This is a genomic window from Micromonospora sp. NPDC049114, from assembly GCF_040648635.1.
Lineage (GTDB): Bacteria > Actinomycetota > Actinomycetes > Mycobacteriales > Micromonosporaceae > Micromonospora.
Map to the genome: position 1 here is coordinate 466,689 of NZ_JBEZEA010000002.1, position 14,359 is coordinate 481,047.

General features: G+C 72.7%; 13 protein-coding genes. 2 read left to right on the forward strand and 11 right to left on the reverse strand.

The genetic code is table 11. The annotated features are described in order from the left end of the window. Positions 1 to 45: 45 nt before the first annotated feature. Complete coding sequence (locus AB0B39_RS09790; RefSeq protein ID WP_357574028.1) at positions 46 to 606, reverse strand: DJ-1/PfpI family protein; 561 nt, start codon at positions 604 to 606, stop codon at positions 46 to 48. A 52-nt stretch (positions 607 to 658) separates the two neighbouring features. Between AB0B39_RS09790 and AB0B39_RS09795 the strand changes: the two genes are divergently transcribed. Continuing rightward, positions 659 to 1,603, forward strand: a complete 945-nt coding sequence (locus tag AB0B39_RS09795) for a DJ-1/PfpI family protein (protein WP_357574029.1) — start codon at positions 659 to 661, stop codon at positions 1,601 to 1,603. A 93-nt stretch (positions 1,604 to 1,696) separates the two neighbouring features. Here AB0B39_RS09795 and AB0B39_RS09800 read toward each other — a convergent pair whose 3' ends face one another. The 7 genes from AB0B39_RS09800 to AB0B39_RS09830 form a co-directional block, all read right to left on the reverse strand. Then, positions 1,697 to 2,686 carry a phosphotransferase gene (locus tag AB0B39_RS09800; protein WP_357574030.1) on the reverse strand — a complete coding sequence of 330 codons (990 nt, stop codon included), beginning with the start codon at positions 2,684 to 2,686 and terminating at the stop codon, positions 1,697 to 1,699. A gap of 272 nt (positions 2,687 to 2,958) precedes the next feature. Continuing rightward, complete coding sequence (locus AB0B39_RS09805; protein ID WP_357574031.1) at positions 2,959 to 4,389, reverse strand: cellulase family glycosylhydrolase; 1,431 nt, start codon at positions 4,387 to 4,389, stop codon at positions 2,959 to 2,961. A gap of 112 nt (positions 4,390 to 4,501) precedes the next feature. Further along, the gene (locus tag AB0B39_RS09810) at positions 4,502 to 5,365 is read right to left on the reverse strand and encodes a hypothetical protein (RefSeq protein ID WP_357574032.1); all 864 of its coding nucleotides are present in this window, start codon (positions 5,363 to 5,365) and stop codon (positions 4,502 to 4,504) included. A gap of 65 nt (positions 5,366 to 5,430) precedes the next feature. Then, positions 5,431 to 6,669 (reverse strand): VWA-like domain-containing protein, encoded by a 1,239-nt coding sequence (locus tag AB0B39_RS09815; RefSeq protein ID WP_357574033.1) that lies wholly within the window; start codon positions 6,667 to 6,669, stop codon positions 5,431 to 5,433. Then, positions 6,666 to 7,892 carry a MoxR family ATPase gene (locus tag AB0B39_RS09820; protein WP_357574034.1) on the reverse strand — a complete coding sequence of 409 codons (1,227 nt, stop codon included), beginning with the start codon at positions 7,890 to 7,892 and terminating at the stop codon, positions 6,666 to 6,668. Before AB0B39_RS09820 ends, AB0B39_RS09815 begins: the two co-directional genes overlap by 4 nt. 43 nt (positions 7,893 to 7,935) lie before the next feature. Beyond that, positions 7,936 to 9,300 (reverse strand): hypothetical protein, encoded by a 1,365-nt coding sequence (locus tag AB0B39_RS09825; protein ID WP_357574035.1) that lies wholly within the window; start codon positions 9,298 to 9,300, stop codon positions 7,936 to 7,938. 210 nt (positions 9,301 to 9,510) lie between these two features. Further along, positions 9,511 to 10,113: a dihydrofolate reductase family protein gene (locus tag AB0B39_RS09830; RefSeq protein WP_357574036.1), complete on the reverse strand. Its 603-nt coding sequence runs from the start codon at positions 10,111 to 10,113 to the stop codon at positions 9,511 to 9,513. A 166-nt stretch (positions 10,114 to 10,279) separates the two neighbouring features. Between AB0B39_RS09830 and AB0B39_RS09835 the strand changes: the two genes are divergently transcribed. Then, positions 10,280 to 11,257, forward strand: coding sequence for an aldo/keto reductase (locus tag AB0B39_RS09835; protein ID WP_357492316.1), 978 nt, complete (start codon positions 10,280 to 10,282; stop codon positions 11,255 to 11,257). On the opposite strand, the gene AB0B39_RS09840 is transcribed toward AB0B39_RS09835, so the two are convergent. From AB0B39_RS09840 to AB0B39_RS09850, 3 genes are read right to left on the reverse strand one after another with little or no spacing between them, the layout of a single operon-like run. Then, positions 11,251 to 12,021, reverse strand: coding sequence for a DUF2071 domain-containing protein (locus AB0B39_RS09840; protein WP_357492318.1), 771 nt, complete (start codon positions 12,019 to 12,021; stop codon positions 11,251 to 11,253). The genes AB0B39_RS09835 and AB0B39_RS09840 overlap by 7 nt on opposite strands. A gap of 14 nt (positions 12,022 to 12,035) precedes the next feature. Then, positions 12,036 to 13,193, reverse strand: a complete 1,158-nt coding sequence (locus AB0B39_RS09845) for a winged helix DNA-binding domain-containing protein (protein WP_357574037.1) — start codon at positions 13,191 to 13,193, stop codon at positions 12,036 to 12,038. Further along, positions 13,190 to 14,323, reverse strand: coding sequence for an epoxide hydrolase (locus AB0B39_RS09850; protein WP_357574038.1), 1,134 nt, complete (start codon positions 14,321 to 14,323; stop codon positions 13,190 to 13,192). Before AB0B39_RS09850 ends, AB0B39_RS09845 begins: the two co-directional genes overlap by 4 nt. Positions 14,324 to 14,359: the final 36 nt, after the last annotated feature.

Consider the following 14,359-nt stretch of genomic DNA (forward strand, 5'->3'; position numbering starts at 1 on the left):
CATGCGGGTGGCCGCTGATCCTCTTCGGACACCGCGCCGCAAGCCTCAGGCGCGGGCGTATTCGATGGCGGTAGCGACCCGGTTGGCGGTGGCGGCGCCGAGTTCCCGTTCGGTGAGCCACAGTCCCAGATCGAGCCCGGCCGTGAGCGCGCCCGCCGTGACACGGTCGCCGTCGTCGACGACGCGCTCGTCGAGGACCGTCACGTCGTAGCCGCGCAGTTCGTCGTACGCGTTGCGGTTGGTGGTCGCCCGGCGGCCGGTCAGCAGGCCGGCAGCCGCGAGCAGCAGCGCGCCGGTGCACACCGACGCCATCCACCGCGTCGACGGCGCCAGCGCGGAAAGCTTCGCCGCAAGCTCACCGCGCTGCGCCTGCGCCCAGGCGCCCTCGGCGGCCCGGTTGAGCCACCCGCCGCCGGGAACGATCACGCCGTCGGCCGGACCCAGCACGTCGGGGACCCGGAGCTCGACCCCACGCATGCTGGTGACCGGGCCGGGCCGCTCGACGGCGACCAGTCGCACGTCCAACCCGGCGATCGAGAGCACCTCGAAAGGCCCGAAGACGTCCAGTTCGTCGAAGCCGTCGAACACCACGATGTCAATTCGCACCCGGTCAGGATCACTCGTCGACCAGGAGCTGACGAGTGGCATCCTTGCCATCATGCGTAAGAGTTCCGCCACGCATCGGGTCGCCGTTCTCGCTCTCCCCGGGGTCGTGGCCTTCGACCTGACCATCGCGACGCATGTCTTCGGCCACGAGGGTCACGGCCGGTACGCGACGACTGTGTGTTCGTTGGACGAGGGTCAGGTCGTCACCACCACCGCGGGCCTGAACCTGACAGTCGCGGCGACGCTCGACGCCCTCGGCGACGCCGACACGGTGATCGTGCCCGGATTCCGCCGCGGCCCGGCACCGGCGCGCGCTCTCCAGGCGCTGCGACTGGCACACCGTCGCGGGGCGCGCATCGCGTCGATCTGCACCGGCGCGTTCGCGCTGGCTCAGGCCGGCCTGCTCGACGGGCGCCGCGCGACGACCCACTGGGTGCACGCCGAGGCGCTCGCCCGCGAACACCCCGGGGTGCTCGTCGACGCCAACGCCCTCTACGTCGACGAGGGCCAGGTGCTCACCAGCGCCGGACTCGCCGCGGGCCTCGACATGTGCCTCTACCTCGTCGGCCGCGACCATGGGCAGGCGGTCGCCATCGAACGGGCCCGTCACATGGTCACCCCGCTGCACCGAGCGGGCGGCCAGGCGCAGTTCATCCCGGTCGGGGTGACGGGTGAGGGCGACGAGCTGGCCGCGGTCACCGCCTGGGCGAGCAGCAACCTGCGGCAGCCGATCACCGTCGCGGACCTCGCGAGACAGGCGGTGATGTCCACCCGCACACTGCACCGGGCGTTCCAGAGCCAGTTCGGCATGGGTCCGCGGGCCTGGCTGATCCAGCAACGGCTGCGCGCCGCCTGCACCCTGCTGGAGGACAACGGGATCAGCGTCGACGAGGTCGCCCGCCGCACCGGGCTGGGCACGGCCACCAACCTGCGTGCGCATTTTCAGCGGGCCTTCGCCACCACTCCCACCGCGTACCGACGGGCTTTCACGCCCTGAACTGACGCTCCGGGGTTGGATCCGGTGACCCCGGTAGGGGCGCGTGGTGCCTGACAGTCGGCCGGCGGCCAGCGCGGCGAGCAGCTCGCCGCCTTACTCTGCGGTTTCCTTGCTCAGCTGGCTCAGGACGGACGGTCCCCACCCGGTCGGGTCGTCGCCCGGCGGCACCATCGCCAGGGCCTGCCAGAGCAGAAGGATGTCCAACCAGCCCGCCTCGGCCGGGGTCAGCGGACGCTCGGACTGGTAGCTGGTAAGGAATTCCGCGCGAACGTCGGCCGACACCGGCCCCCAGTCGTGGTAGCGGGTGCCGAGCAGGACCGCCGCGCGGGCCAGCTCGACGATTCGGTGATCATGCTGGGCCTCCTCGAAGTCGAGGATCGCAGCGACCTCGCCGTGTGCCCACAAGATGTTGGCGGAGCGGATGTCGAAATGGACGAGTTGGCGGGGAAGCCGGTCGGGCGGCGCGCTGATGACCAGCCCGCGCAGCGTGTCACGAGCGGCCATCGGCAGATGGTCCGCGTGGGAGTCCAGCCAGTCGGTGACCCGGGCCGTCAACGGCTTGAACGCAACGGCGGAGAAGAGAAGCTGATCAGCGTCCGGGTATGCGGCCAGCGCGTCCTGCAACTGGGCGAGTAGGACTCCGGCCGCCCGCACCTGGTGGAGATCCGTGGTGTCGAGGAGGTCGCCCACGACCTCGCGCTGCAGGCCCATCGAGACACCGTCGACCTCGACCTGGAGGCGGCCATCTCGTGCGGGAACCGGCGCCGAAACCGGCAGCCCTCGACCATGGAGCCAGCACGTGAGACGCGCCGTCTCCATCAAACGCGGAAATCGCTCGAGCACCACCGACCATTTCGCGAGCAGTCGGCCGGACGGCACGCCGACCCAAGCTATCGCGTTGCCCCCGCTCATGACTATTCGCTCACAGGAGTCGATGCGAACGCCCCAGTGCTCCTTCAGCATCGCGGCGACCCAACGGCCGGCCGACTCTGCGTCACCGAAGCCGAACCGTTCGTCGAGCGCGTGGCAAGGGTCGTGCGGCTCCCACAGCATCTCCAACATCGGCGCCTGCGATTCGGTCATGTGTCGTATCCGGTCACCGAGCCGGCGGATGCCGCTCGCTCGGCACCGGCGAAGGAACGGTCCCGACGACTGCATCGGATGACCCGCCACGGTTCGAGAGCCGTATACCGCACAGGTATGAATATGACTGACAGGCATATCGCCTGCCAAAGCGACCGCCCCGGCGAGGGCCGCGCGTGGGTGATCGACACGGGATCGGCGATGTCGGGGCATCCCACTGGCTCGGATACCCCGACATCGGCGATCTGGAGTTGATCAAGCGCGCTACGGGGTCACCTCATGTTGGCGACCACGAACGGCGCGTGGCCGTGCAGGTAGTTGCTCCACCCGCCGGTCACCGGCGCCCCGGGGCTGAGCAGGTTCGTGGTGTCGGTGCCGACGTCCAGCTTCCAGGCGGTCCAGGAGATGCCGTTCGCCTTCATCCAGTCGATCCAGGACTGCGCCTCCGGCAGGCAGGCCCGGCCGTCGAGGCCGCCGTCGGCGTTGCTGGCGCCCCACTCGGTGACGAACAACGCGAGCCCCGCCCGGATCGCCGCGTCGCCCTTGGCGCGCAGTGACCCGCCGTGGGTGCACGAGTAGAAGTGCAGCGTGTACATGAGGTTGGTGCCGGAGACGGGGCTGGCCGCCGCGGCGTCCACGTCCTGCGACCACGTCGGCGTGCCGAGCACGACGATGTTGTCCGGGTCGGCGGCGCGGATCGCGGACACGACCGCCTGGTGGTACGGCTTGATGACGCCGGTCCAGCTGAACTGTAACGGCTCGTTCCACGTCTCCCAGATCACGTTGGGCAGGTGACCGTAGCGGCGGGCCAGGTCACCGAAGAACGCCACCGCCCGCGACTGGTTGTTCTGCGCCTCGTGCGCGTGCCAGTCGACGATCACGTACACCCCTGCGGTGACCGCGTTGTTGATGATCGTCTCCACCTGCGCCCGCGCCCGGCCCGGGTCACTCAGGTACGCCCCGGCCGGTTCCACGCCCATCGCCGCCCGAATCACCTGGAGGTTCCAGTTGTCGCGCATCCAGGTCAGCGCGGACAGGTTCTCGGCGTACGGAGCGGTCTCCCAGTTGAGCCACATGCTGCTGACGCCGCGCAGCTGCACCCGCGCGCCGTTCTTGTCGCACATCGTCGTGCCGCAGACTCGCAGTTGCCCGTACCGCTGCACCGGCGTGCCGGTCGTCGGCGGCGGAGTGGTCGGGGGCGGGGTCGTCGGCGGCGGAGTGGTCGGGGGCGGGGTCGTCGGGGGCGGAGTGGTCGGGGGCGGGGTCGTCGGGGGCGGGGTGGTGGGCGGCGGCGTCGTGGGCGGCGTGCCGCCGGTGCAGGACACGCCGTTGCCGTTGACGGTGCAGTTCACCGGAGTTCCGGAGCCGTTGACGAGGAAGCCGAACGACGTCGAGGCGCCGGCCCCGAGAGTGCCGTTCCACGACACGTTGCTGAAGGTGTAGTGGTTGCCCGAGGTCACCTGCTGGGCGTTCCACGACTGGCTGATGCTCGTGCCGGCCGGCAGGTCGAACTCGACCCGCCAACTGCTGATCGGCGCGGAGGTGTCGTTGGTGACCGTGACCTGGCCCTGATAGCCACTGCCCCAGCTGTTGGTCACGGAGAACACGACAGTCGCCGCGCTGGCCGGCGTGGCGATCATCGCCACCGCGCCGGCGAGCAGGCCGGCGACGGCCAGCGACGTGACAAGTCTCAGTGTGCGCATGCGGAACCCGCTTCTCTTCGACGGTGATGGTCCGAGGCGGGGCGGCGCCTTCACGCAGAGTATCGATCAACGACGATGTCATGCAAGCCGGGGCGCGCGGAGGCCCGGTAGGTCAACCCCGCCGCCAGCCCCACCGCCGCGAACCGGCAGATCCTCCCGACCCACCCTTCTCCCGGGCCAGCATCTCGGCCGCGACCCGCAGCTTCTGGGCGGGCTCCGCGGCGGCCGGGCCCAGCGTCTCCACAAAGCGGTTGCCCATCGCCAGCACCATTGCCGCCCGGTCGAGGTCGCCGATCAGCACGAGGCACTGGGCGTACACCCCGTAGGTGTTGGCCATCTCCCAGAAGGTCAGCGGACGCGCCAGATCGAGCAGCCCCTGGCGCAGCTCGCAGGCCCGCGACGCGGCCAGCGCCGCCTCCTGGGCGCCGGCGCCCGACGACGGCCGGGTGAGGTGCCGGTGCAGCAGCGCCGTCGCCTGGTTGTGGTAGGCGGTGCCCATCGCCTCGCGGGTGCGGGGCCCGGCGGACGGCGGATTCCCGGCGGAGGTCAGACCCACGGTCACGGCCCGTTCCAGCAGGTCCCGGCGCGTGGCGGGCTGACCGGCGGCGAACGAGACCTCGGCCAGGTCCACGAGCGCGGTGATCAGCTCGGCGAGGGCGTCGTCCCGGGGTGCGGCAGCCACGTTCCCGCCCTCGGCCGCCACGGCGTCGTACACCCGCTCGAAGACGACCACCGCCTCACCGCCGGGGGCCATCCCGTCGGCGGCCCGGCCGCGCGCCGAGAGCAGCATGCTGTGCCGCCACAGCGCCCGCGCCAACTGCTGCTGGTCCTCGCGGACCCCACCCGGTCCGCGCACCGCCTCCCGGTACGCCTCGATCACCCGGACCCACAACCGGTCCGCCTCCGCCCAGGTCTCCTGTCGCGCCGAACGCTCCCGCGCCTGCTCGAACAACCGTCGCCGCTCGTCCGGTCCCATCGTGCGCACCGCCTTTCGTGGTCGCCCCCAGCCCACACCGCCAAAAGCAGTGAGACTCGTCGATTCTAGGTCGCCCCGATGGTCACCACCCGCGCCCACTGCGGCGGCGCGTTCGGTACGCGGTCCTCCTCCTCGCTCCACGACGCCCGGCCGCGAGGGAACAGGCCGACCACCGTCCGCGACGTCGGGCGGGCCGACGGCCAGGGCGTCTGCCCGTCGGTCAACGCCACGATGACGTCCGGTCGAGGGCGTGCCCGCAGCGCCCGGGCGAAGCCACTGCGCAGGTCCGTGCCGCCGCCACCGATCAGCGGGATCTCCTCCGCGCGGCACAGCGGGTGCACGACCCGGGCCGCGGCGTCGCACGGCAGCACGCTCACCAGGTCGCGCCGGCCGCCCAGGGCCCGGGCGATGGCCGCCACCTCGAGCAACGCACTGCCCAGTTCGGCGTCGCTGACCGACCCGGACGTGTCGACGATGACGCAGACCGTCGGAGGTCGACGGCGCAGGCTGGGCAGGATCACACCGGGCAGGCTGGCGGACCGCCGGGACGGCCGCCCGTAGGTGTGGTCCGAGCCGACCCCGGCGGCCACCGCCGCGGAGCGGATCGCCGCGCCCAGCAGGTCCCGCCACGGCTGCGGCGGGTGAAACGCCTGCTCCGCCCACCGCCGCCACCCCCCGGGAATGGAACCGGGGTGTCCGGTGATGCCCTCCGCCACCCGGTGCCGCACCGCGTCCCGCTCCTGCTCGCTGAGGCCGTGCGCGCCGTCCGGCCCCAGGTCCCACCGCCGGTCCAGGCCGTCCGCGCCGCTGCCGCAGTCCAACCAGACCAGATCCTGCGTACGCGGTCCCAGCCCGAACTGGCGCAGGTAGTCCTCCATCAGCTCCCCCGGGTTGAGCCCGAGCGATGCCGGCTGGACGGCACCCTCGGGCATCGTCAACCCGTCACCGAACGCGTCGTCGTTGATCTCGCAGTCCGCGGCGATGTTCATCCGCAGCCGCTCCCCCGGGCCGGTCAGCCCCCGGGCCCGGGCGACCCGGTCACCCCGACCGTGGTGGTCGCGCAGCAGGTGCGACACCTCGTGCACCCACACCCCGGCCAACTCCTCCAGCGGAGTGCGGTCCACGAACGCGGGCGAGACGTAGCAGCGCCAGTACCGGTCCACCGCCATTGTCGGCACCTGCGAAGACGCCACCGGGTGCAGGGCGAACAACGCCGTCGCCAGGTAGGGCCGTGCGCGGGCGGCGTGCAGCCGGGCCGCGTACAGCTTGTCGACGTCCAGGCGGAACGTGCTCGGGGCGCTCACCGTCGCACCCCGGCGGCCGCCGCGACGCGCGCTGCGGCCTGGTCGGCCCGCCGGGACAGCGACACCGCCCCGCCGAGGCGTTCGATCGTGTCCGGGACGTCCCAGTCCTCGCGGCGCAGTGTGGCGAGGGTGGTCGCGGGAACCACGACCAGATCCGGCGCACCGGTCTCCACAGCCCGGGCCAGCAGCGCCCACGCCGCGTCCCAGCGCGACCGTTCCGGGCGGTTGCGGACCGCCGCCACGACGGCGTCCAGCACCGCCTGGCGCAGATCACCCCGTTCGGGCAGTACGGCCGCCGCCGGGTCGGCCAACAGGTCCTCCGGATCAGGAAGGTCCATCCGGTCCATGCTGGCCAGCAGCTCCAGCCCCGGACCGTCGCCGACCGTGCCCCGCACCAGCGTGGACAGCACCTCGCGGGACACGCCGGCCGCGCTCGCGAAGGCGGTCAGCCGCAGCGCCATCTCCCAACTGCGCGGCGACGGCCACGGTCCACCCCGGGCGACGTCGGTGGCGGGCAGCCGGTGCACGAGATCCGGGCGGACCGCCAGCAGTCCGCACACCGCGCGGCGGGCGAAGGCGACGGCCTCCGGCAGCAGCGCCGGGTCGAGCCGGGGCAGCGCCGCGCGGGGCCACGTGCCACCGAGTCCGCGCACGACGACCTCGTGGTCGTGCCTCCACTGGAGGTGGACGAAGCGGTTGGCCAGCGGCGGGCTCAGCTCCCATCCGTCGGCCGCCGACGACCGTGGATTGGCGGCGGCCACGATCCGTACGCCGGGCGGCAGCCGCAGGGCACCGACGCGGCGTTCCAGCACGAGGCGCAGCAGGGCGGCCTGAACGGCGGGCGGGGCGGTGGACAGTTCGTCGAGGAACAGGAGCCCTCGACCGGCCCGCACCAGACGCACGGCCCAGTCCGGTGGGGCCATCGGGACGCCCTGGGTCGCCGGGTCGGCGCCGATGATCGGCAGTCCCGAGAAGTCGGACGGCTCGTGGACGCTCGCCACGACTGTGGTCAGGGGCAGGTCCAGGGTGGCGGCGAGGTGGGTCAGCGCCGCCGTCTTGCCGATGCCGGGCTCACCCCACAGGAGTACGGGCAGGTCGGCGGCCACGGTCAGGGTCAGGGCCGCCAACTGGTCGTCGGAACGGGGTTCGGTGGTGGTCGCGCCGAGCAGGGCGAGCAGATCTTCGGCGACGTCGAGCTGAGGACTGGTTGCAGACATGGTCATCACCTTGTGAGGTCGTGGTGGGTGAAGTGCTGGCGTACCGCGGTCAGCGGTGTGTCGCGTGCCGCGCGCGCCGGCGGCGCACGCCGACGCGGCGAGGTTCCGCGGAGGTGTGGCCCGGCTCGGCCCCGATCAGGCCGGCCCGGAACAGGCCGTGGGTTATCCGCCGCTGCGCGGCGGTCTCGAGTTCGTCGCGCAGGGCGCCGTCCCGCAGCAGCGCCCGGGGGCCGAGCAGCGCCTCCACGGTGGCCAGTGCCCCGGCGGTGTCCCCGTGGTCCAGGCGGGCCCGCACGTCGGGCAGGCACTCCGGCTGCCGGTGCGCCTCGTCGATCTCCCGCAGGCAGGGCAGCGGCGACCCGGTGAGCGCCGCCAGCAACTCCTCCCGGCGGATCTCTGCCGCGTCGTGATCCAGCGCGGTGAGCACGCCGTCGACCAGGCCGATGCGATGATGAGCGCCCCGGCACAGCACCACGCGCGGAAGCGCGGCAGGGTCCGGCGTGGCCGGTGCGCTCGACACCTGATGCTCAGGCACCAGTGCCGACGCGACCAGGGGATGCAGCCGATCCGCCTCGATCAGCCCGGCACGCAGCAGCGCCAGGTCGGGCAGCACCCACGTCGCCGCGTCGGGCAGCACCGGCAGTCGCCCGTCGTCCGACCTGAAGGCCCGGGCCGAAGGCGGCCCGTCGTGCCCACCAGGGGCCACCTCGAGGACCAGCCGACGCCCGCCGCCGAGCCGCACCGCGACAGCTCCGCCGGTACGCCCCTCGACCCGCAGCAGAAGCGCGGCCTCGGCCGCCCATCGGTCCGTCGCGTGCCCGGACGCCTCTCCCCACTCGCCGGGGACGACGGAGGGCGGGGTGTCCCACGGCAGCCGGTCCGCACCGGATCGGGTCCGCAACTCGCCCGCCCGACGCGCGTCCCACAGGTGGCGGTGCAGGTCGAGCCGGAACCGCCGGTCGGGGTGGGGATGGGCGCCGGATCCGTCGCGCGTCCCGTCCCACAACCCGAGGCTGATCCGCTGCCCGGCATCGGCCCACGCCGGTGGTGTCCGGGCCACCAGGTGCACCGCGCCACCGCCGGGCCGCTCCTGGCCGTACCGGGCCAGCGGGACGATCAGGCTCGGGCGCAGCAGACCGTCGGGAGCGGTCCTCGGCAGATGCCAGCGCAGCAGATCCGGGGCCAGCTGACGAAGGTCGGCCCGGACTCGGGCCGCCAGCTCCCGCCCGTGGCGGCCGGCCACGGCTCGCAGGTTGATGTCGGGGTCGACGCGGGCGGCGGCGCATGCTCCGGCCCAGTCACCGACCAGACGCCGAGCTGTCGCACGCTCGATCATGGACGGCGGCACGGCGAACTCGCGCACGCACCGCCAGAAGGACAGTCGAGAATCCGCATTCGCGGCCCGGGAGTGCATCAGCACTCACCGTTCGCGGATCGGACCCCCAATCTGAAGAGAGAGGAAGTGATCATCACGCCGGAGCATACCGCCGGGACGCCGGCTCCGCCATGGCCGCGTCGCCATCGTCACTGGGTGGCGACGCCCCAGCACGCCACACCAATTCCGGTCACGCTCGACGCCGGCGTACGGTGCGGGGCCGGCCCAGGCCGGCCGGCCCCGAGGTGGTCAGGCCGCCGGGCGTACGCGGTAGGCCAGGTGCGTGACGCCGTCGCCCTCGACGACGCGGAAGGGGCCGTCGAGGTGCAGTGGCGCGATCGTCAGGCCGGCGAAGAACGGTATGCCGGCGCCGAGCACGACCGGGACGAGGTCGACGTGCACCTCGTCGAGCAGGCCAGCCTCGACGACCTGGGCCGCGATGGTGCCGCCGTTGACGCCGACCTCCTTGGCACCGGCGAGCGCCTTCGCACGGTCGATGGCGCTGACGATGCCGTCGGTGACGAAGACGAAGGAGTCGTTCTCCGGCTCCCAGCCCTGCGGCACGGTGTGCGTGACGACCACGACGGGCACATCCATAGGGTGCCGGCCGCCCCACCCGCCGGTCATGTCGAACAGCCGACGGCCGACGACCAACGCGCCGGTACGTGCGGTGAGGTCCCGCAGGTGGCGGGCGCTCGCGGCGGACGTCCGGAACGTCATCTCGGGGTTGGCCGTGGGCGTCTCGACGGCGCCGCTGCCGTACCACTGGAAGAGGTGCTCGAAGCCGCCGTGGGAGGCGTCCGCGATGTAGCCGTCCAACGACATCGTCGCCCCGGTCGTCACCTTCGTCATCGGTCCACTCCCTGGTCTCTGCGGTGTCAGCCTGCCGGTCGTGCCCGGCCCTCACCCCGTGGTCGAAGCAGGCGCTGCCGTCCTCGACACGCCCGCCGAACTCTTTCCGACCGCGTTCGACCGCCGCCGGATGCCGCCGGGCGGCAGCGGTCGTAGCGTGGTGCCCATGAGAACCACCACGCTGGGCAGCGCAGGGCCCGAGGTCGGCGTCATCGGTCTCGGGTGCATGGGCATGAGCCACGGATACGACATCACCGGCCCCCGCGACGACGACACCTCGATCTCGGTGATCCGCCAGGCGCTGGACCTGGGCGCCACGCTGATCGACACGTCCGACGTGTACGGGCCGTACACCAACGAGGAACTGGTCGGGCGGGCGCTGGCCGACGGCCACCGGGAGCGGGCCGTCCTGGCGACCAAGGTCGGGCTGGTGGCCACGTCCCTGACCGGAGGCCCCGGCAACTCACCGAAGATCGGCAACAACGGCCGGCCGGAGCACATCCGCACGGCGATCGACGACAGCCTGCGCCGCCTCGACACCGACCATGTCGACCTCTACCAGCTGCACCGCGTCGACCCCGAGGTGCCGATCGAGGAGTCCTGGGGCGCGATGGCGGAGGTCGTCGCGGCGGGCAAGGCGCGGCAGATCGGCCTGTCCGAGGTAACCGTGGACCAGATCGCGCGGGCCCAGGCCGTGCACCCGGTGGCGTCGGTGCAGTCCGAGTTGTCGCTGTGGACCCGGGACCCGCTTGCCGAGGTTCTGCCGTACTGCGTCGCGCACGGCATCGCCTTCCTGCCGTTCTCCCCGCTGGGCCGGGGCTTTCTGACCGGCCGGTTCTCGTCGTTCGACGACCTGCCGGCCGACGACTTCCGACGCGGCCTGCCGCGCTTCCAACAGGACGCGCTGCGGGCCAACCTGGCCATCGTCGCCCGGGTCCGGGAGATCGCCGACCGGGCCGGCGTCACTCCCGCGCAGGTCGCGCTGGCGTGGGTGGTCGCCCAGGGCGACCGGGTCATCCCGATCCCCGGCACCAAGACACCGAAGTACCTGGTGGACAACTGCGCGGCCGGCGACGTGCGGCTCGGCGCCGAGGACCTGGCCGACCTCGACGCGCTGCCCGCACCCGAGGGCGGGCGCTACTGAGCATCCGGCGGCCCGGCGCTCCAACCGGGCCGCCGGGCCGTCACGGGCGGGCCGAACCGCACCCCGACACCTGGCGAGTAGAGCACGCTGACCGGCGGTCCGACAGGTGCCGGCAGCCCGGCGGCGGCGACCAACCCGTCGTCCAGATGCAGCAGCTCGGCCCGGTGCAGCGGCCAGCGGGGATGCCAGTTCGGCAGGTGCAGCGTGCGACCGTACGCCCGGGTGTGCAGCCCCCACCGGGCGGTGAGGAAGTGGTCCAGGGGGGTGGGGTCGGCGATCGGCTCCCCCACCCGGACCGCCATCCGGCTCGTCGTACCCGCAGGACCGGGCCAGCGACGCCGGCAGCGGTAGGTGAGTCGGTCGCCGTCGCGGTCCAACCGCATCGACGACCAGAGGTACGGCAGACGCAGCGTCGCCTGTGCCACCAGCACCGGCACCAGGCGGGACGCGTCGAGCGAGCGGAACACGACCGCCCGTCGGCCGGTGTCGTCGACCGAGTAGAGCCGGACGTTCGTCTCGGCGAACGTGCCGAAGTACGGCACCCCCGGGCCGCGACCGAAGCCCAGCCCGACCATCCGGAAGCCGATCAGCCCGACGAAGCTCACGCCGTCCAGCGTGTCCGGACGAGTGCCGGGGGGCAGCAGCGGCGCGACGAGTTCCGGAGCGACAGCCCAGTGCAGGAAGGTGAGGTCCTCCCAGCGCTGCCGCAGGACCGTCGGGACGAACGTTCGGCGGGGCGCGTCGTCGACCGGTTCGATGTCCACCCCCTCATCCTGACTCAGGCGTGCGGACCGACACGCACCGTCCCGACGGTCAGTGCGGCGTCCCCCTCCAGGATGTGGCCGACCCGCTCGATCTCCACGGCCAACTCTCGCCGCCGACGGGCGTCGAGGGCCCGCAGCGGCTCGACCGTGACGCGGGTGGTGCGGCCGGAGCGGCGTTGGTGCCACACTCCGGCGACTATCCCGTCCACCAGGAGCACGGGATAGTTACCCGCCTGTCCACCGGCCAACGCCCGCTCGGCGGCCGCACCGGGATAGAGCCGGTCGCGCGGATGACAGCCGACCACGTACGCGTCGAAGTAGGGCAGTAACCGCAACCCGGACGGCGGGTCGTCCGGAAAGTCGGTGTCGTCGGCGGCCACCCACGCGGGCGTGCCCTCGACCGTCACCTCGGTCAGGTCCAGCAGGGTGAACAGCCATGTCGCCCAGGGCCGGGGCGCCGACAGCCACTGGGCGAACTGGGCCGGCGTGGCCGGACCGTACGCGTACAGGTAGCGACGCACGAGGTCGGCCAGCGCGGCCCGGCCGGCCATCGGGGCGAACCCGGGTAGCCAGCGGTTCGGGCTGGTGTACGTGGCGGCGCGGCCCCGGTTCGGGCCGAAGCAGACGATTCCGCTGCGGGTTGCCTGCCCCATCGCCGCGAACCATCGGGGCCACCTGTCCTGGAATGCCTCCATGACCCGTTCGCCCGCCCACTCGCCGGTGCGGGCGACGACCTCCTCGGTCAGCTCGGCGGTGGTCAGCTCGGCCTCGGCCAGCGCCTCGGCGATGGCCGCGAGGACCCGCTCGGTCTGCCGGGGAGTCAACAGGGCCACACTCCGCTCCCGGGGCGGAGTGGGCATCGCGCTCAGCGCGCCGGTCCACATCGGCAGGTCCGCGGCGGCGAGCAGGTGCACGGTCCCGCGTGGTCCACGGGTCTTGACCACTGTGCGGTCCCGCCAGAGCGCCTGGCGCACCAGGGCCCGGGTGGCGCCGGGGGCGCGGAGCCCGACGGACAGTTCGGCGGCGGAGGCGACCTGGGCGTGCGCGCCACACATCACGGACACCACGTCGGCGACGCGGTCGACGTCCGGCGTGGTGTCCGGTGTCGGAGTCGTGAGCCGGTGCCGCGCCAGACGCCGGGCGGCCACCTGCGCCCAGCTCAGGTCGGTCATCGCAGGCTCGCGAAGAAGGCGCGGATGTCCGCCGCGTGCGCCGACGGCTCGTCCATCGCCACGAAGTGGCTGCCCGGGTTGCCCTGCGGCCAGTGCACGATGGTGTTGTCCCGTGCGGCGAGGCGGCGCATCAGCGCGGTCCCGCCGCCGTAGACGCCCGACGGCACCCGCCGTTGACCCCGGGGCCAGGCGAAACCGCCGTCGTCGGCGAGGGTGAGCCGCTCGTACATCGGCCACGAGGAGGTTCCCGAGGTGCCGGTGAACCAGTAGAGGCTCACGTTGGTGAGCAGATGGTCCCGGTCGATGGCCTGCTCGGGTGTCGGTACCGTCATGGTGAACTCCTTGAACTTCTGCATCATCCAGGCCAGCAGCCCGACCGGCGAATCGGTCCAGGCGTACGCGACGGTCTGTGGCGCGGCCCGCAGCAGGGCGTGGTGGTCCACCCCACCGCTCATCCACCGCTGCATCTGTTCCCACTCGGCGCGTTCCGCCTCGCTCAGGTCGGGCTCGTCGGCGGCGGTCGGAAAGCCGAATCCGCCGTCGATGTGCACGCCCACCACGCGCTCCGGCGCCACCGCCGCCACCCGGGGCGCGACGTACGCGCCGAGGTCGCCGCCCTGGGTGCCGTAGCGGTCGTAGCCGAGGCGGGCCATCAGCTCGGCCCACATCCGGGCGAGCCGGTCGATCGTGAACCCGGCCGGTGGCGCCTGCGAGAAACCGAAGCCGGGCACCGACGGCACCACCACGTGGAACGCCTGCGCGGGGTCACCGCCGTGGGCACGCGGGTCGGTCAACGGGCCGATCAGCTCGGTGAACTCGACCACCGAGTTGGGCCAGCCGTGCGTCAGCAGCAGCGGCAGCGCGTCGGGTTCCGGCGAGCGTACGTGCAGCAGGTGCACGTCCAGGCCGTCGATCTCGGTGACGAACTGGGGAAAATCGTTCAGGCGCGCTTCGTGCGCCCGCCAGTCGTAACCGTGTGCCCAGTGCCCGGTCAGCTCGCGGAGGTAGTCCACCGGCACCCCTCGGTCCCAGCCGGCGCCGGGCAGCGGGCGGGGCCACCGGGTGCGGGCGAGCCGCTCGCGCAGGTCGTCGAGGTCGGACTCGGGAATGTCGATGCGAAACGGCGTCATGCCGGGAAACGCTAGGGCCGATATAGGTCAGGATCT